14 protein-coding genes are annotated in these 17,660 nt (G+C 53.5%); 7 read left to right on the top strand and 7 right to left on the bottom strand.

What is annotated here, in order from left to right; all coding sequences use genetic code 11:
- Positions 1 to 116: 116 nt before the first annotated feature.
- Entirely contained in the window at positions 117 to 1,991 is a 1,875-nt protein-coding gene (locus ACQ0MK_RS03160; protein WP_430474792.1) for a monovalent cation:proton antiporter-2 (CPA2) family protein, read from the top strand.
- Positions 1,992 to 2,058: 67 nt separating this feature from the next.
- Positions 2,059 to 2,799: an SDR family oxidoreductase gene (locus ACQ0MK_RS03155; RefSeq protein ID WP_430474791.1), complete on the top strand. Its 741-nt coding sequence runs from the start codon at positions 2,059 to 2,061 to the stop codon at positions 2,797 to 2,799.
- Between the two features lie 9 nt (positions 2,800 to 2,808).
- Here the strand turns inward: ACQ0MK_RS03155 and ACQ0MK_RS03150 are convergent, their stop codons facing one another.
- From ACQ0MK_RS03150 to ACQ0MK_RS03135, 4 genes are all read right to left on the bottom strand, one after another.
- Positions 2,809 to 3,423, bottom strand: a complete 615-nt coding sequence (locus ACQ0MK_RS03150; RefSeq protein ID WP_430474790.1) for an NUDIX domain-containing protein — start codon at positions 3,421 to 3,423, stop codon at positions 2,809 to 2,811.
- A gap of 21 nt (positions 3,424 to 3,444) precedes the next feature.
- Positions 3,445 to 4,239 (bottom strand): alpha/beta fold hydrolase, encoded by a 795-nt coding sequence (locus tag ACQ0MK_RS03145; RefSeq protein WP_430474789.1) that lies wholly within the window; start codon positions 4,237 to 4,239, stop codon positions 3,445 to 3,447.
- A 164-nt stretch (positions 4,240 to 4,403) separates the two neighbouring features.
- Positions 4,404 to 4,565: an RSP_7527 family protein gene (locus tag ACQ0MK_RS03140; protein ID WP_350044077.1), complete on the bottom strand. Its 162-nt coding sequence runs from the start codon at positions 4,563 to 4,565 to the stop codon at positions 4,404 to 4,406.
- A 504-nt stretch (positions 4,566 to 5,069) separates the two neighbouring features.
- Positions 5,070 to 6,593 (bottom strand): NAD-dependent succinate-semialdehyde dehydrogenase, encoded by a 1,524-nt coding sequence (locus ACQ0MK_RS03135; RefSeq protein WP_430474788.1) that lies wholly within the window; start codon positions 6,591 to 6,593, stop codon positions 5,070 to 5,072.
- A gap of 195 nt (positions 6,594 to 6,788) precedes the next feature.
- On the opposite strand from ACQ0MK_RS03135, the gene ACQ0MK_RS03130 reads away from it, so the two are divergent.
- Positions 6,789 to 7,259 carry a c-type cytochrome gene (locus ACQ0MK_RS03130; protein WP_430474787.1) on the top strand — a complete coding sequence of 157 codons (471 nt, stop codon included), beginning with the start codon at positions 6,789 to 6,791 and terminating at the stop codon, positions 7,257 to 7,259.
- 197 nt (positions 7,260 to 7,456) lie between these two features.
- Here ACQ0MK_RS03130 and ACQ0MK_RS03125 read toward each other — a convergent pair whose 3' ends face one another.
- Positions 7,457 to 8,158, bottom strand: coding sequence for a cytochrome b/b6 domain-containing protein (locus ACQ0MK_RS03125; RefSeq protein ID WP_430474786.1), 702 nt, complete (start codon positions 8,156 to 8,158; stop codon positions 7,457 to 7,459).
- A 290-nt stretch (positions 8,159 to 8,448) separates the two neighbouring features.
- Here ACQ0MK_RS03125 and ACQ0MK_RS03120 point away from each other — a divergent pair, with 290 nt between their 5' ends.
- From ACQ0MK_RS03120 to ACQ0MK_RS03105, 4 genes are all read left to right on the top strand, one after another.
- On the top strand, positions 8,449 to 9,717 hold the full coding sequence (locus ACQ0MK_RS03120) for an imelysin family protein (RefSeq protein ID WP_430474785.1): 1,269 nt from the start codon (positions 8,449 to 8,451) through the stop codon (positions 9,715 to 9,717).
- A gap of 107 nt (positions 9,718 to 9,824) precedes the next feature.
- The gene (locus tag ACQ0MK_RS03115) at positions 9,825 to 11,279 is read left to right on the top strand and encodes a di-heme oxidoredictase family protein (protein ID WP_430474784.1); all 1,455 of its coding nucleotides are present in this window, start codon (positions 9,825 to 9,827) and stop codon (positions 11,277 to 11,279) included.
- A gap of 45 nt (positions 11,280 to 11,324) precedes the next feature.
- Positions 11,325 to 12,452: an imelysin family protein gene (locus ACQ0MK_RS03110; RefSeq protein WP_430474783.1), complete on the top strand. Its 1,128-nt coding sequence runs from the start codon at positions 11,325 to 11,327 to the stop codon at positions 12,450 to 12,452.
- 33 nt (positions 12,453 to 12,485) lie between these two features.
- Positions 12,486 to 13,637, top strand: coding sequence for a DUF1513 domain-containing protein (locus ACQ0MK_RS03105; RefSeq protein WP_430474782.1), 1,152 nt, complete (start codon positions 12,486 to 12,488; stop codon positions 13,635 to 13,637).
- 410 nt (positions 13,638 to 14,047) lie between these two features.
- Here the strand turns inward: ACQ0MK_RS03105 and ACQ0MK_RS03100 are convergent, their stop codons facing one another.
- Positions 14,048 to 14,947, bottom strand: coding sequence for a hypothetical protein (locus tag ACQ0MK_RS03100; RefSeq protein WP_350046183.1), 900 nt, complete (start codon positions 14,945 to 14,947; stop codon positions 14,048 to 14,050).
- Between the two features lie 98 nt (positions 14,948 to 15,045).
- Positions 15,046 to 17,478: a heavy metal translocating P-type ATPase gene (locus ACQ0MK_RS03095; RefSeq protein WP_430474781.1), complete on the bottom strand. Its 2,433-nt coding sequence runs from the start codon at positions 17,476 to 17,478 to the stop codon at positions 15,046 to 15,048.
- Between the last annotated feature and the right edge of the window lie 182 nt (positions 17,479 to 17,660).

Raw genomic sequence — 17,660 nt, 5'->3', positions numbered from 1 at the left:
ACCGCAAAGCAGGCTAACGTAATGGCAACATATCAAAACGCACCGGAGACACTCATGGCATCAGGCATCGGGCAAAACAGTCCCGCAAACCAACGACATTGCGCGGAGATCGCCTGATGGAACTCCTGTCTTCTGCCTTTGTCTATCTGGTCGCGGCTGTGGTGGCGGTTCCGATTGCGCAACGATTGGGGCTTGGTTCGGTACTGGGCTATTTAATCGCCGGGGTGATCATTGGACCGGTTCTGGGCATCGTCGGCGCAGAAGCCGCCGATCTTCAGCATTTCGCCGAGTTTGGCGTGGTGATGATGCTGTTTCTGGTCGGGCTGGAACTGCGCCCGGCAATGTTATGGTCCATGCGCGGACAATTGATTGGCTTGGGCGGGCTTCAGGTTCTGGGCACGACCGCGATCATTGCGGCAGCTAGCTATGCCCTTGGACTAAGCTGGCAGCAATCTGTTGCGATTGGCATGGTGCTTGCTCTGTCTTCAACGGCGATTGTCTTGCAAACGCTGGGCGAAAAAGGCTGGCTTGGCACGGTTGGCGGCAAAAGTTCCTTTTCGGTTCTTCTGACACAGGATGTCGCGGTCATCCCGATGCTTGCCATCATGCCGCTTCTCGCCGTTGCCGCCCCTGGCAGTGATGTCACCCATGATGCGGGTCACGGTGGCATGTTGCTTGATCTCGTCGCCGAATGGGCCCAGCCACTGGTCATTATCGGGGCCATTGCCGCCATCATTGTCGGTGGCCGTTATCTTATTCGTCCGGTATTCCGCTTTATCGCCAAGGCGCATCTGCGCGAGGTCTTTACCGCCGCCGCACTTCTTTTGGTGATCGGAACGGCACTTTTGATGAATGCCATTGGTCTGAGCCCCGCCCTTGGCACATTTTTGGCCGGTGTTGTTTTGTCCGACAGTGAATATCGCCACGAACTTGAAAACGATATCGAACCGTTCAAGGGATTGTTGCTTGGCCTTTTCTTCCTGACCGTTGGTGCCGGGATCGATTTCAATCTGCTTTTTGATCAACCCGGAACGTTGATTTCGATTGCCTTGGGCATCATGGTGATCAAGGCCCTGGTTTTGTTTGCCATTGCGACCACGGTCCGGATGTACGGTGTGGACCGGATGTTATTCACCCTTGGCCTTGCGCAGGCCGGGGAATTTGCATTCGTTCTGTTTGGCATGGCACTTGGTGTCGGTGTTTTACCGCTTGAACTGGTGCAGAAACTGACCTTGGCCGTCGCATTGACCATGATGCTAACACCGCTTGCCTTTATCATTCATGAACGCTGGCTTGCCCCGAAACTGGTGAAAACCGGAACACGCGAAGCCGATGAGATAGACAAGACCGGCTGTATTGTGGTTGCCGGTATTGGCCGCTTTGGCCAGATCATTACCCGCCTGCTTGCGACAAACGGCTATAGCGTGATCATTCTTGATCATGACCCGCAGGTGGTTGAAAACCTTGGCCGTGTCGGTTTCCCGGCATATTACGGCGATGCCACCCGACCAGACCTCCTGCATACAACGGGCATCGACAAAGCCAAACTGTTTGTCGCGGCAATTGATGACCGTGAAAAGCTGACCGAACTGGTCGCCCATGTTGCCAAGCATTATCCGAATGTCCGCATTCTTGCCCGCGCGCATGACCGGCATCATGTCTATGAACTTGAAAATGCCGGGGCACACCATGTTGAACGCGAAACCTTTGAAAGTGCGCTGAAACTTGGGCGTGACGGGTTGATGGCATTGGGTTTGACAGCCAATCAGGCCGACAGACGCCAGAACAAGTTCCGTAAACACGATTTAGAAACGCTTGCCGAACTGCGTACGCGCTGGAATGAGCACGGGGTCGACAAGGGGTATTTCGATACCCTGCGATCGCAAAATGAAACCCTGTTTCAGATCATGCGTGAAGAACGCGATGAAATGGATGAACGCGAGACAGGTACCGATGCCCATAAAGCAACGGACACCAACCCTGCGCAATAACCCGACATTTTGAACCATGTGTAGAATTGCACCGTAACAAGGCCTGCAACAGAAAAAGGCCGCCCGAATGACCAATGTCCCGATACCAACCCTTGAAAGCTTTGCCGACGGCGATATCGCAATCGTCGTCGGTGCAACCGGCGGTATTGGCTGCGCATTTGTTCATCATTTGAAAGCATCCAACCGCTTTTCCAAGGTGTTGGAATATGCCCGCGCAACGGTGCCGTCGCTTGATTTCACGGATCCTGAGAGCATCGCAATTTGTGCAAAAGATGCGGCTGGTCAGGCAACGCAGTCGGGGCGCAAGATCCGCCTTGTGATTGATGCCACCGGCTATCTTCATGACGAGGCATTTCAACCGGAAAAATCCCTGCGCCACATTGATGCCGATTACATGGCCAAACAGTTTCAGATCAATGCAATTGGCCCGGCCTTGCTGATGAAGCATTTCTGTCCGTTGCTGCCGCGCGACGGAAAATCGGTCTTTGCAACCCTTTCGGCCAAGGTCGGGAGCATTGGCGATAACCGGATGGGGGGATGGTATGGCTACCGCGCGGCCAAGGCAGCCCTCAATCAACTGGTCAAATGCACCGCCATTGAAATTGGCCGATCCAAACGTGATGCCATTTGCATTGCCCTTCATCCCGGCACAGTCGATACCGGACTGTCTGGCCCGTTTGCCAAATCAGGGCTGAATGTTCAAAGCCCGCAACAGGCGAGCGCCAATATGCTTAATGTCATTGATGGTCTTGATGCCCGCCAGACCGGTGGATTTTTTGCCTATGACGGACAGGAACTGCCTTGGTAAAGGCTGTGCTTAGTCAAACAAGCCGGTCAAAAGCGCATGCTGTACCAAGATGACGGTCTTGGCATCGCGGATGCGTCCATCGGCCATCATGGGCACCAGGTCAGCAAACGAGATTTCAAGAACGTGGATGTCCTCGCCTTCTTCTTCCAGCCCACCGCCCGCACCTTTCTGGTGATCACGGGTGACTTCGGCAACAAACAGATGCAGCCGTTCGGTCACCGAACCCGGGCTCATGAAAAGATCAAAGACCAGACTTGGTTTGCCGATTTTATACCCGGTTTCTTCCTCGACCTCGGCAATCACCGCAGATGCCGGATCGCGATCATCTAAAAGACCGGCGGGCACTTCGATCAACATGCCGTCTTCATTGCCATTAACAAAACTTGGCAAGCGAAACTGCCGGGTCAGGATGACGGTTCGATCCCTGCGGTTATACAGCAATATCCCGGCACCATTGCCCCGATCATAGGCCTCGCGTTCCTGGGTTTGCCATGTCCCGTCTGATCGTTTCAGATCAAAGCTGACGCGATACAAATGATACCAATTGTCTGACAGACAGGTGATGTCGCTTAGACGCACATGGTCCTGATCAGGGATGGACCAGCCTTTTGGAAGATCGGTCATCTGGCGGCCTCCGGGGGATGATTACGATTGGCGTTTTAAAAACGCTGACAATGTCAGCAAAACCGCATCGGGCTTTTCCGCATGCACCCAGTGACCGGCCCCTTTGATGCTGGTAAAGGCCGCCTTGGGGAACAGGGATTTGATATGATCACGGTCCTTGGAATCGACATAGTGCGAATTCGCGCCGGAAATAAACAGCACATCGCCATCATAATGATCCGAAAGCCCGTTTTGGGGCCAGCCGGTAATGTCCGATAAGTGCGATGCCATGGCATCGATATTGACCTGCCATGCCATTTTGCCGGTTTCTTTGTCGGATGTGACATTCTGGGCAAGGAATTGACGCACACCTTTTTCCGAAACACCCGATGACAATGCATCTTCCACTTCGACGCGGCGGGTAATGGCATTAAAATCCACCCCGCGCATGGCCGAAATATAGCCGCTATAATCATGGTCATAGACCACAGGTGCGATATCAACGATCACGAGATCGGACACCAACCCGGCATCTTGCGACAAGCTCAGAACCATGGATGCCTTGCCCCCCATGGAATGGCCGACAAGATGCACCGGTTGATCCGAAACATCGCCAATCAGTTCGGCAAGATCGGCCGCCATGGCAGGATAGGTCATTTCCCCGTCCCAGTCGGACCGACCGTGATTGCGCAGATCAGCTGTCACCACATGGTATTTTTCCGCCAAACGCCTAGCAATCGCCGTCCAGTTCCGGGCCTGACCGAACAGACCATGGACGATGACGATGGTGCCGTTATCGCGGTTTTCTTCACCAAAGGCGTAATGGGCGAGTTTCATGGGGCCAACTTCTCCGGGCAACTAGACGGGTTCTAGTCCCATTCATAACCGGGAGACGGGCCAAGGTGAAGCATACATACAAAAACACCCCCGCATGGGAGGAATGCGGAGGTGCTTTTAAAGGTGCCAGATCAACCGGCACCGGAATTTTGTGTGTCGCGAACTTACGCGCCAGCCGGTACGCCGCCATGCGGTTTACGGTTTACGCCAAAGACGCCGCCAATTTTGCGAACAAACGCGACTGCCATATTGCGAATAGCCTGTGCACGGAGACGCTCGGCTTCGCGCTGGAGGGCAACCAGGTCATAACCACGATACATTTCCATAACCGTTTCCTTTTAAAATCATCCAGCGCTACTCGCGCTTGGGTTTCTCGTTTCGCTCTGTTGAGACCGATGTACGCCTGTTCCGGCACTCCTACGAGAAGAGATTCCTCAGCTCACCCATGCATTCAGCGCATATCGTGAAACATTTTCGCCACAAATCCATCATGCACCAGACGCATGAATGTCTCATGACAAATAAAACGTTCGATTTGCTGGATATTTTGGACAGGCACCTTGGAAGACCCAAGCAAGGTCTAATGTTTCACGCCGGTTTCCGACGCGGGAAACGGCCCATTCGCGCACAGGGGTAGAAGAAACATTGCTTAAAAATACTTTGAACAGCATGGATTTTCGGTCAAAGCAGGGAAAAACCATTCAATTTTCTTCGGAGTCCTACCAAACAATTTTGCATGGCTTGTTCAAAAGCAGAAAACGGCAATACCATACGATGATATTGCCGTTTTGCGATCTTTGAATTTCTGGCTTTGCCGGGGAATTTTCCGTTTAATTCCCGCCAAGGGCATAATTGAGGTATTTGGGTTCAAGATATTCTTCGAATCCCCAATGCCCGCCTTCGCGCCCCTGCCCGCTTTCCTTGACCCCGCCAAATGGCGCACCTTCGTGGCTGGTGGTGCCGTCATTAATTCCGACCACACCGGCTTCTAGCCGATCGGCAATGCGCTGAATGCGGCCAATATCCCGGCTATAAAGGTATGACGACAGACCTGTCCGCACCCGATTGGCAAGGCTGATGACCTCATCCTCGGTTTTAAACCGATAGATCGGTGCGACGGGGGCAAACAGTTCTTCGTCAAAACAATCGGCATCGATGGGAACATCGGTCATGACAAGGGGCCGGATGAAATGGCCCTGCTCCGGAACATCAGCTCCATAAAACAGGGTTGCCCCGGCCTTCTTGGCATTATCAACCAGACGTTCGACCTTTGCCACCGCCTGACGGTTGATCAGCGGCCCGATGTCCGTACCGGGCACAAACCCGTTGCCAATGGTCTGGGCATTGCTCGCCGCAATGAACTTTTCAACAAAGGCATCATAGACGCCGTCCTGAATAAAAATGCGATTGGCACAGACACAGGTTTGACCACTGTTGCGGAACTTTGAAATCATTGCACCGGCCACGGCGGCATCCATATCGGCGTCATCCATCACAATAAACGGCGCATTACCGCCCAGTTCCACTGACAGCTTTTTCATCGTCGGCGCACATTGCGCCATCAAACGTTTGCCCACCTCGGTCGAGCCGGTAAAGGACAGCATCCTTACGCGTTCATCGCCTGTCAGGGCCTCGGCAATCGGTTGGGGCAATCCGGTCACGACGTTAAACACGCCGGGCGGAAAGCCTGCCTGATCAGCAAGCTTGGCTGCGGCAAGGGCTGAAAGCGGGGTATCTTCGGCTGGTTTGACAACAACGGTGCAGCCCGCGGCAAGGGCCGGGGCGCATTTCCGCACAACCATCGTCAACGGGAAGTTCCATGGTGTTATGGCAGCAACCACGCCGACGGGATGTTTTTGCACCACCACACGTCGATCACGCTGGGTAGCAGGCATGGTTTGACCATAGGCACGTTTGGCTTCTTCGGCATACCATTCGGCATAGGCAATGGCACCGACAACTTCACGCAGGGCCTGATCATATGGTTTGCCCTGTTCTAACGTGATCAGGGATGCCAATTCTTCCATATGGCTTTCAAGCAAATCACGCCAGCGGCGCAGGATGATTGAACGGTCCTTTGCCAGCATCCGTGACCAGCCCGGAAAGGCATCATGGGCAGCATCAATCGCACTTCGAGCTTCGGATGTCCGCATGAACGGAACGCCGCCAATGACGTCACCTTTTGCCGGATCAATAACGTCAAGAACCTCGCGGCTATCGGCATCGCGCCATACGCCATTGATATAGGCGTGTTTTAAATCCCAACCGCGAATGACATTGCGCGCACGGGCACGGCCCTCGCGAATGGCGGTTTCATTGGCATCTGACGAAGAATTTGGGGCGACGGACGACATATTGCGGCGGTTCCTTTGACGCGTGCTGCAAAAAATTATGCGATTTCACGCGCTTGTGATTCCGGTTTCGGGGGCGTTACTGGGACACTAAGCCGAGCGACGGGCACGAAGCAACAAGATGCTTCTTAAACAGATAAGAAACCAATGCCCAATTCGCGATCAGAGAAACAAACAAAACGACCATAGAGGGAAGCCATGAAGCACCTTGTTACTGCAGGCCTGCTCGGCGTGATCTTTGCCGCCGGAGCCATTACGCCACTGACAGCCAATGCTGACGAGACGATGGACAATGCGACTGTTGAAAACCGCAAAATGCTGATGGATGGCATTGGTGGTGCGATGGGAACCCTTGGCTGTTATCTGAAAGGGCAATGTGATCTTCCAGACCCGGTTTTGCGCAATCTGGCAAACGGCATTGCCTTTGCCGCAAGCGCAGCCCCGGCTGCGTTTGAAGCCAAAACCATGAATGCAACTGTCAAAACAACTGCAACCGAAAAAGTCTGGACCGACTGGGACGATTTTTCGGGCCGGTTCGCTGGCTTGAAAGAAGGTGCCATTGCGATGGCGGCTGCGGCTGCGGCTGGCGATAAATCGGCCATGGGTGCTGCCATGGGTGAACTCGGTAAATCCTGCAAATCATGCCATGACACCTATCGTTCGAAATAAGGAACCCCAAGCCCGCTCTTTCCCTTGGGCTGGCGCCCCGGTCTGATTTTCTCCCCCCAATGCTGTACCCTCAGCAAACCCGGAAATTCTGACCGGGGATTTCCTTAAACAAAGAAGGCCACCTTTCCGAAGTCGGTAAGGTGGCCTTCTTTGTAAGAACAGGCAGAAATCTTAACGCATGGGACGTGGGCCAAACATTACCCCCGGGCCAAGGTAACGCCCCCCCAAACCAGCAACCCGCAAACAATGAGAATACCGATCCCCAGAATGGGCGACGCAAAGCGGATTTCGGAAAATCGGCTGACCAAGTCAGCAGGCACTTTGCGCGCACCGGTCACCATTGCACCGATCAGGTTTTCGCGTTTCACCACCAGATAGAACAGGGCTGCAAAGACATGCAGGCCGATAGCGGCATAGATCAGATTGATATTGGTGTGATGAATCCAGTTCATGGTGCTGGCGAAGTCTGAACTGACATAGGCCACCAAGGGCCCATCAAAGAACAGGAAGGTATCCTCGCTGGCAAACAGGCCTGTCACCGCCTGCACACCGACCAGAACAAGCAGAACAGCAACCATCCAGCCCCCCGCCGGGTTATGCCCCGGATAGGTCAGTTCGGCCATCGATCCGTTCGGGATTTTAAGCGCATAGCCAATGACTTTTTTCGGGCCGGTAAGGAAGGCTTTGAACTTGGCGTTTGAGCTGCCGACGAACCCCCAGATAATTCGAAACAGCACAAGGGTCAGGACGCTGTATCCGGCAATCGCATGGATATCGATCATTAGTTCCCGGTTGGTCCACCATGATGTCACAATCGCGATCACCAAGGCCCAGTGAAACAGGCGCACGGGGAAATCCCAAAGTTTGACTTTTTTCTGATCCGACGTCTGATCGCTCATCATGCCCTCTCTCGACGTGATAGGTTACTCCGGCTTGCGACAATAATGCCTTCTATCGGTGCCAACGCCAGTTCATTTTGCCGTTACCACATTCAAAAACCGTAAAAAACTCATCAGTTTCGGATTCTCTAATTGAAAATCATTCTCACAAGCAGTATCACTTATCTAGAAGCAGAGTGATCAGGGTCACATTTCAGATACAATTGCAGTCATTTGCACTTGTTGTTTTTTTACCCTGATCCATGGGGCTTTGCCCTTGGCTCACCTTTCAGGGATAGATGGGAACTCCTATGAAGATCGCAAAAATTTTGGGCACGGCCGCACTGGTCTCGACCCTTGGCGCGCAGGCATATGCCGCACCGGGCGCAAAAGACGTACTGACGACTTATGCGGATATCGCGCATGCCGGTTACGATGATTCGCTTATCACCGCACAGAAACTGCAGGTTGCCGTTGACGCACTGGTCGCGACACCATCTGCTGAAACCTTTGCTGCGGCAAAATCGGCATGGTTGGCATCGCGTGCGCCCTATCAGCAGACCGAAGTGTATCGTTTTGGCAATGCCATCGTTGATGACTGGGAAGGCAAGGTGAATGCCTGGCCGCTTGATGAAGGTCTGATCGATTATGTCGAAACCGGCCTTTATGGCGAAGAAAGTGAAGAAAACCCGGCTTACACCGCCAATGTCATTGCCAATCCGACACTGAACATTTCCGGTGAAACCATTGACGCATCGACCATTGATGCGGCCCTTCTTGAAAGCCTGCATGAAATCGATGATGTCGAGTCAAACGTTGCGACCGGCTATCACGCGATTGAATTCCTGCTTTGGGGTCAGGACTTGAACGGTACCAATGCAGGTGCAGGCGCACGTGCATGGACCGATTATGCAGCTGGTGATGCTTGCACCAACGGCAATTGTGATCGCCGTGGTGATTATCTGAAAGCAGCCACCGGGCTTATGATTTCCGATCTCGAATGGATCACGGCACAGTGGGCCGATGGTGGCGAAGCACGCCAAACCGTTCTTGAAGGCGACGGCGTTCCGGGCTTGACCGCGATTGTTACCGGCATGGGTTCGCTGTCATACGGCGAACTGGGCGGCGAGCGCACCAAACTTGGTCTGTTGCTGCATGATCCGGAAGAAGAGCATGATTGCTTCTCGGACAACACCCATAACAGCCATTACTTCGACGCGCTGGGCATCCAGAACGTTTATCTTGGTCGTTACACCCGTGTTGACGGATCGGTCGTCGAAGGCGCATCGCTTTCCGATCTGGTTGCGGCCAAAGACGCAGCCCTTGATACCGAACTGCGTGGCAAACTAGCAAGTTCGGTTCTGGCAGGCAAAACCATGGTGACCCGTGCAGAAGGCGGCGAAGCCTTTGATCAGCTGATTGCTATGGGCAACGATGATGGCAATGCGGTTGTTCAGACCTTTGTCGATGCGCTTGTCGATCAGACCAAATCGATCGAACAGATCATTGCCGCTGTTGGCATTGATGGTATCGAGTTCGAAGGCTCTGACAGCCTCGACAATCCTTCTTCTGTGAACTAAGCCTTTTATCAGGCACCTGTCTGATTGGCGTTAAACGGCGGGGGATGTTTCTCCCGCCGTTTGCTTTTGATAAATCACAAGAAACATTACCAAGAAACACAACACCGATGAAACGTCCCGCCGCCATTCCCTTTGTGCTTATCTGTCTTGGTCTTGGCATTGCCATGGCCCCGGTCACTGTTTTGGCACAAGGAACGAATGATCACGCCTTTCCCGGCGGCGACACCACATGGCAAAAACCCGATGGACGCAATGCCTTTACCCACTATTCCGCAAATATGGACTTTGAAAAGCGGCTTGATTTCAAGCTTGGCGAGGCCCTTTTTCAAAGACTTTGGGTAACGGCCCCGACCCGGACCAAGGCCGCCGATGGTCTTGGCCCGCTGTTTAATTCGCGGGCCTGCAATGGCTGCCATATCCGCAATGGTCGCGGTCATCCGGTGGATGAAAATGATCCATCTGCCGGGGGAACATCGATGTTGTTGCGCCTGTCGATCCCGCCACAGACAGCCTGCCAATTACGCGATCATCTGGATGGCAAACTCGCAAATGTGCCCGACCCGGTTTACGGCGGACAGTTTCAGGACTTTTCAGTTCCCGGCATTGATGCCGAAGGCCGCGTTAAGGTCAGCTATGACAATTTTGAAGTCGCATTGGCCGGGGGTGAAATCGTCACCCTTCAAAAACCCCGCTATGAAATGACCGATCTGGCCTATGGCCCGCTTCATCCCGATATCATGGCATCACCGCGATTGGCCCCGCCGATGATCGGACTTGGATTGCTAGAAGCCATTCCAGATGAAGTCCTGCTTGCCGCCTCTGATCCGCAGGATGTGGACGGGGATGGCATATCTGGCCGGGTAAATTACGTCTGGGACATTGCAAAAAATGACCTTGCAATCGGGCGGTTTGGCTGGAAGGCCGGAATGCCGAGCCTTGATCAGCAAAACCAGAATGCCTTTCAATTTGATATCGGTCTTTCAACCCCGCTTTACCCGAACGGGTCCGGTGATTGCACAGCTGCACAGGAAGATTGTCTGACCGCCCCGAACGGCAACAGCCCGGAATTCGAAAATCTTGAAGCCCATTCCGTGATCACGGATCTGGTTTTGTATTACACACGCAACATCGCCCCGCCCATCCGGGCAAACGCCAATGACGCCGATGTTATTACCGGGCAGAAGATATTTAACGATATCGGCTGCGCGTCCTGTCACACGCCGCATTATCAATTGCCAGAACGTGCCGATATGACAGAGCAATCGGGTCAGAATATTTGGCCCTATAGTGATCTGTTGCTGCATGACATGGGCGAAGGACTGGCCGATCACCGCCCCGAAGCACAGGCATCAGGGCGTGAATGGCGTACCCCGCCGCTTTGGGGCATTGGCCGGGCACAAGACATAGATCCCCGTGCGCAGTTCTTGCATGATGGACGGGCACGTACCATTCTTGAAGCCGTTTTATGGCATGACGGCGAAGCGGCATTGGCACGCGATGCGGTCGCTAAGCTGCCACCATCGGAGCGCAGTAAACTGCTGGCGTTTCTAAAGTCTCTTTGAACCTGTATAAGTTTTCCAAATTTTATGAATAGTCGGAAAAGATATATGTCCCCACAAATTTGCTGGCGCACCGTGCTGCTGTCGACAACGGCCGCAATGGTTGTAGGTTTTAGCGCCCCTGTCGCACAGGCCGACATTCCCGATGAGGCATATCAACCCATCCTGTCGCACCTTCTGAGTAACGTGATTCCGCCAAAGCTTGATGCGTTTCATGATGCGAATGCCGCGCTATCGGACACCATCGGTGATTTCTGTGCCGAGCCCGATGCCGGTGGCCTAGAAAAAACGCAAGGCGCATTCCACTATGCGATGGACATTTGGCAGGAAATCCAGCCGTGGCGCATGGGTCCGCTAGTGGCCAATGGCCGTGATCAGCATATCGAATACTGGCCCGACAAACATGGCACAGCCACCCGTCAGTTCCGAAAACTGATGTTTGACAAACCGGCGGCCTATACCGACCCGGCCAAGCTTTCTGACGCCAGTGCCGCGCTTCAGGGTTTCCCGGCACTTGAAGAAGTTTTGTTTGATGATGAACGTGCAGGCCAATTGATCAGTGCGGATGAGGACGGCATATATCTTTGCCAATATGGCCAAGCCATTGCCAGTAACCTTCAGACCCTTTCGGGTGAGCTTCGCGATGAATGGCCGGACTTTGCCCAAGCCATGAGCACGGCTGGTCCCGACAGCATGGATTATCCCACCGCCAAATTTGCGGCGACGGATCTTTACCGCGCCCTGCATGAAGGGCTGTTGATCATATCAAGCCAAAAGCTTGGCCGTCCGCTTGGCGAGGATGAAAAAGACGCCAAAGCCAGTCGGGCCGAAAGCGAAACATCCAGACGATCCCTTCGCAATATCGAGCATAACCTGATTGGTCTGTTTGCCCTTTATGACGGTAAATGGGGGGATATTGGCGAAGAAGGCAAAGGCTTGGCTGCGTTGATCGACAGCAGCCTGCTTGACCGGTCTTTCCGGCTTAATTGGCAAACGGTTCAAGATGAACTTTCCGAACTGCCGTCATCGGTTGGTGAATTGCTTGAACAGCCAGATGGTTACGCCAAGCTTTTGGACTTTGCGGGTCAGATCGACTTTCTGACAACTCTTGTTGAAAATGACGTCGGCGGCAACACCCAGCTTGGCGGCGGGTTTAATTCGCTCGATGGCGATTAGGGTGCAAACAGGGCGCACGGAGCGGAGATTGAAATGAGACATCAACGTCGGGAGTTTTTGAAGCTCATGGGTGTTGGCGGGGCATTTACCCTGTTGCCGCTTGATACCGCGCGTGCCGCCAGCGTTCCCACCATTGATGACCGTGCGGTTTATATCGCAGCCAGTGCCAGGGACAATACCGGGGACAGCGATAACTATTATGTCAGTGCGTTTAATGCATCGGGTAAAATCCTGTTTGAACAGCCTCTGCCCGGTCGGGGTCACGATATTGGCCTGCGCCCCGATCATGTGGATGTCGCCGCAGTCGAACGCCGACCGGGGCTTTATGGCTTGATCCTTGATCGCCATACCGGGGAAGTTCGGGCCAAACTGCACTGCCCGGAAGATCGCCGGTTTTATGGCCACGCCATTTATTCCAATGATGGTCGGTTTCTATACATCACCGAAAACGATTTTGAACATGCCCGCGGCGTGGTCTCGGTCTGGGATGCAGTGGATGGCTATCGCCGGGTGGCAGAGTTCGATAGCTTTGGCACCGGCCCGCATGAATTGCATCTGATGCCGGGCGGTGATCAGTTGGTGATTGCCAATGGCGGGCTTCATACCCACCCCGATGAAGACGGCCGCACACCACTTAACATCGCATCGATGGAACCGAACCTGTCGATCATTGACCGCCATAGCGGCAAACTAGTCCATCAGGCGGCCTTGAAAGCCGATTGGCATCAATTATCGATCCGGCATCTGGATGTTTCAGCCAACGGAACCATTGCCGCCGGTTTCCAGTATCAAGGCGCATTGACCGATCAGGTTCCCTTGGTCGGCATCTGGCAACCGGGCAAGGACATTCGCCCGATTGAAGCCCCCGATACGGTTCAATACCGCATGCGCCAATATTGTGGATCGGTGCGATTTGATACATCTGGTCAGGTGTTTGGTATTTCCTGCCCGCGGGGTGGGTTGATTACGTTCTGGGATGCCAAGTCGAATGATTTCCTGACCCATATTGCCGCCCCGGATGGCTGTGGCCTTGCGGCGACGGGTCGTGCGGGCGAATTTGTCGGCACCAGCGGACTTGGCAATAGCTGGCGCATGGATGCGATTCGCCGAAAACGGGTTGAATTGCCCGACGATTCGCATAAATCGCTTCATTGGGACAATCATCTTAGACGCATTACTGCCTAATAACAGCATCAAGCAGATACTTTAAACCCGCACGTTTGGTGCGGGTTCTATGCTTTAGTGGCCCCTAAAATCCGCAGGAAACCAGCAAATTATCCGAGTATTCAGGTCGGGATAAATACATAAGACAATCATCAATCAAAAATTATTTGCAATTGATAACGATTTTCACTTGCGCCCATCTTTTTCGCCCCCTATAACAGGTCTCGACACAGCCCGCGAATGCAACCCATTCGCATTTGTCCCCAAATGGCTTGTCTCTCACCTACGGGTCCTCTCTCCCCGTAGGTCTCTCAAGGTGGATCAGCGGTGGTTATCGATGCGGGAAACGATAACCGCCGCTTCCTCTTTATGCCTCGGTGATCGAGTAAGAGCCTGGCAGCAGAAGAGGACAAAGACACAACACCTTCATTTCAGCTCTCTGCACGCAATCCACATTCCTGTTCCCAAACAATTGGTTCCCGCGACAACTCTGAAACGATTGCATTCATCAATCCTTTGTCAGATGAACCAATTGGATTGTAAAACCCTGTTGCACGTGGCTGAGCAATAACCGCACTATCCCCCAATGTTGCTTTTATAGCACCGAGAGCCATTATCGAGTTCTGCACAGTCGTATTGTTCAATTCGTTCGGCATAGGAATTGAAGCACGAACTTTGTCGCCGGTAATGCCAAGAGTCTGAACAACCAATGTACCCGTAAGGTTATTCGCACTTGCCTCAAAACCAATTGCGCCAAGGCTTGTGATTTTTGTATTCGCCTTGATAACGGTTACATCTGCGGTAATGCGCAACCCTACGCCAATGTAAACCGGGATAACAATTTGATCCGCCCCGACATAAAAATCAGACGTTATAGCCTGATCACTATCGATACGTCGCACAGACCCGGAATACCCCATCTTTGCCGCTTCATCAGCTGACATTGCATAGAAGGGTCTGGGATCACTCCCCTCGCGTACCCAAGAAATCGCGAAGCGGACGTTGGCCGTATCAGCATTGATATAATCTTGAACAACCTTGAACTGCTCGTTCTCCCCGCCAACCGAACCAACACCGAATTGAATATTGCCATCTGCATCGAACGATCCGATTGCCATTCGCAGATAATTGTCTGGCAGGGTATTTAAGAAGACATAATCTGAGGCCGATGGATCGCAATTGGACCCCGACGCAATCACAACTTTTAAAGGATCAATCGGGATATAGGTCGAAGCAGCAGCTTTCGCGCCTAAGGTGTCAGGAGTTGACTGAGGCAACCATCCTGCACATCCACCAAGTAGCATCGCAGTGAGAATTAGTGCATTTCGCATATCCTACCCCTCCTGTATATTTGGAGGTCAGAATACCACCTAAATCCTCACATTCAAACATTCTACTTCAACCTATGGTAATCCATTGGTAGCCCCTATCAATCCTTGGACATTGTGTCGGCCGACTTTAAAGCAATTAGCAAACGCAGACTATTGATTGTGACCAGAACAGTCGCGCCTGTGTCGGCCAGAACAGCCAACCAAAGGCCCGTCAGGCCGGTGATGGATGTCACCAGAAATACCGCCTTAAGTCCGATTGCCAGCGCAATGTTTTCACGGATCACCCCGCGCGCCGCACGCGACAGTTTCACCAGATTGACCACATCGCCCAGGCGATCCTTAATCGCGACCGCATCGGCGGCCTCAAGAGCGATATCCGTTCCGCCACCAATCGCAATCCCGACATCGGCCGCTTTCAGCGCAGGGGCATCATTAATGCCATCGCCGACCATCGCGACCGGACCGGACCGATCCGGATCATTGCGCAGGGCGGCAATCGCGTTGAGTTTGTCTTCGGGCAAGAGTTCCGCCCGATAGTCCATACCCAATTCAGACGCCATGCGTCGGGCAACCCGGTCCGCATCACCGGTCAGCATGACCGGGGTAATGTTAAGCCTGTTAAGTTCGGCCAGTGCCGATTTGGCATCTTCGCGGGCAACATCGCGCAAGGCCAAGGCACCAATCACCTGACCGTCCTTTAGAACAACCACGGCGGTAGAGCCGTCATCTTCCTGATCTTCAAGCCATTTGGCCGTTGCATCATCGACGGATGCCTTCAGGCGTTTAACCGCCCCGACCTGATACATCACACCATCAATGCGCCCTTCGACCCCTGCCCCGGCAATGGTCTTGGCATTTTCAACCACCGGCAGGGCAAGATGGCGGTTTTCTGACGCCTCCACCACAGCACGGGCAAGCGGGTGTGAGGTCACGGTTTCCAGTGCTGCTGCAATGGTCAGAATCCCATTTTCACCATAGTCATCCCGGGTTTTAATCGCTGTCAGCTTTGGCTTGCCTTCGGTAAGGGTTCCGGTTTTATCAAACGCCATGGTGCGCACCGCCCCAATCAGTTCAAGCCCGGCCCCACCTTTGACCAACAAGCCAATTCTGGTCGCACGGGCCAAGGCCGACGTAACAGCCGCCGGGGTTGAGATCACCAAGGCACAGGGGCAGCCGATCAGAAGCAATGCCAACCCGCGATAGACCCATTCATCCCATGCCTGCCCGAACAATACGGGCGGAATGATAATCGTGGTTGCGGCCAAACCCATAATGATCGGGGTATAGATGCGGGCAAATTTGGCGACAAACCGTTCGACCGGGGCTTTGTGCTTTTCACTTTGTTCAACCAGCTCGATCACGCGATCAAGCATGGTCTGGCCTGCTGCACGGGTGACGCGCACCCGAACCGGGCTGTCGGTCACAATCGCACCGGCAAAGACTTCGGCATCCATTTCGCAATAGACAGGGACAGATTCACCTGTGAGGTGGCTGTTATCGATTTCGGCCGCACCGGATGCGATCACGCCATCTGACGGTATGCGTTCGCCCGGACGGACTTCAACAATGTCATTTATCGCAAGATCACGCGGCGAGATGCTTTCAAAACCACCGCTATTGACACGCCGGGCCTGTTCCGGGGTCAGCTTCATCAGGGCCTTCACCCCGCTGCGTGCGCGCCCGGCAGCCACACCTTCAAGCCGTTCACCAATGGCAAATAACAGCACGACCATGCCGGCTTCAAGGCTTTCGCCAATCGCAACCGCACCAAGCACGGCAACCGACATGAGAAGTTCGATTGAAAAGATCGCCCCGCTTTGCGCCAGACGCACGGCCTTTTTCATCACCGGAATTGCCGCCAAAACCGATGCCACAGACATCGCATAAGGGGCCGTTACCGGCACAATCGCCCCGATCAATCCGCCCAGCAAAAGACAGATCGCGGCAAAGGCAATCTCGTCATTATCCGATGACCAGGGGGCAATGCGCCGCAACAGACTTTGCGGGGCTGCGTCTTTGCCATCTGCATGGGTGCTGGCTTTGACATCACTGCCACAACTTGCGCCATTGCCACAGCAGGATGCGCCGGAGTCTTTGACCGATGAACTGCTTGCGCCTTTTTCCTGTGCCGGGTAGCCAAGCTTGGTCAATGTGGAGGCGATCCCGTCGCGGTTATGCGCATGGGCGTCATCAAAGCCCAGTGTCACATTTTCACGCATCATCGACACATCAACGCAGGAAACCCCGTCAATCTTGCCAAGGGCGGTTTCGATTTTGGCAACGCATGAACCGCAATCCATGCCCGATACCTGCCATTGATAATGGGCAATCGATGTGCCGTGGCGGGCAAGGACGTTGCCGATAATGGCTTCATCTTCCGCACTGATCGGGTTTGTGGTGGATATCCCGGTCCCGTCACTGACAAAGCCATGGTCTGGCAAAGCGCCATTCACAGCCGCAAGCAGGGATTCCTGACACTGTGCGCAATTTCCAATCGCCGGAAGATCGTTCCATTTCGCGATGAAAGACATTCGCTCCTCACAAAATCAAATTTTCATTCATATGTTATATTCAAACTATGATTCATGTTTTGCTTTGTCAACAACATTCAAATGACGGTTTGAATGTTAGATTCCGGTATAGCCATCCGCACCGCCCCACTTTCAGCAAGCAGCAGCACAAAACATTGAAGTTACAAATGAAAATGGATTTG

The sequence above is a fragment of the Thalassospira lucentensis genome (assembly GCF_050516545.1).
GTDB classification, from domain to species: Bacteria; Pseudomonadota; Alphaproteobacteria; order Rhodospirillales; family Thalassospiraceae; genus Thalassospira; species Thalassospira lucentensis_C.
This window is presented reverse-complemented; position numbering and strand designations above follow the sequence as displayed.

Excerpts from the sequence above, each read along its gene's own strand:
- ACQ0MK_RS03145 (WP_430474789.1), bottom strand. The coding sequence starts at position 4,239 with ATGAAACTCGCCCATTACGCCTTTGGTGAAGAAAACCGCGATAACGGC.
- ACQ0MK_RS03130 (WP_430474787.1), top strand. The coding sequence starts at position 6,789 with ATGAAGCACCTTGTTACTGCAGGCCTGCTCGGCGTGATCTTTGCCGCC.
- ACQ0MK_RS03125 (WP_430474786.1), bottom strand. The coding sequence starts at position 8,158 with ATGAGCGATCAGACGTCGGATCAGAAAAAAGTCAAACTTTGGGATTTC.
- ACQ0MK_RS03100 (WP_350046183.1), bottom strand. The coding sequence starts at position 14,947 with ATGCGAAATGCACTAATTCTCACTGCGATGCTACTTGGTGGATGTGCA.
- ACQ0MK_RS03150 (WP_430474790.1), bottom strand. The coding sequence starts at position 3,423 with ATGACCGATCTTCCAAAAGGCTGGTCCATCCCTGATCAGGACCATGTG.
- ACQ0MK_RS03120 (WP_430474785.1), top strand. The coding sequence starts at position 8,449 with ATGAAGATCGCAAAAATTTTGGGCACGGCCGCACTGGTCTCGACCCTT.
- ACQ0MK_RS03160 (WP_430474792.1), top strand. The coding sequence starts at position 117 with ATGGAACTCCTGTCTTCTGCCTTTGTCTATCTGGTCGCGGCTGTGGTG.
- ACQ0MK_RS03095 (WP_430474781.1), bottom strand. The coding sequence starts at position 17,478 with ATGTCTTTCATCGCGAAATGGAACGATCTTCCGGCGATTGGAAATTGC.
- ACQ0MK_RS03155 (WP_430474791.1), top strand. The coding sequence starts at position 2,059 with ATGACCAATGTCCCGATACCAACCCTTGAAAGCTTTGCCGACGGCGAT.
- ACQ0MK_RS03140 (WP_350044077.1), bottom strand. The coding sequence starts at position 4,565 with ATGGAAATGTATCGTGGTTATGACCTGGTTGCCCTCCAGCGCGAAGCC.
- ACQ0MK_RS03115 (WP_430474784.1), top strand. The coding sequence starts at position 9,825 with ATGAAACGTCCCGCCGCCATTCCCTTTGTGCTTATCTGTCTTGGTCTT.
- ACQ0MK_RS03105 (WP_430474782.1), top strand. The coding sequence starts at position 12,486 with ATGAGACATCAACGTCGGGAGTTTTTGAAGCTCATGGGTGTTGGCGGG.
- ACQ0MK_RS03110 (WP_430474783.1), top strand. The coding sequence starts at position 11,325 with ATGTCCCCACAAATTTGCTGGCGCACCGTGCTGCTGTCGACAACGGCC.
- ACQ0MK_RS03135 (WP_430474788.1), bottom strand. The coding sequence starts at position 6,593 with ATGTCGTCCGTCGCCCCAAATTCTTCGTCAGATGCCAATGAAACCGCC.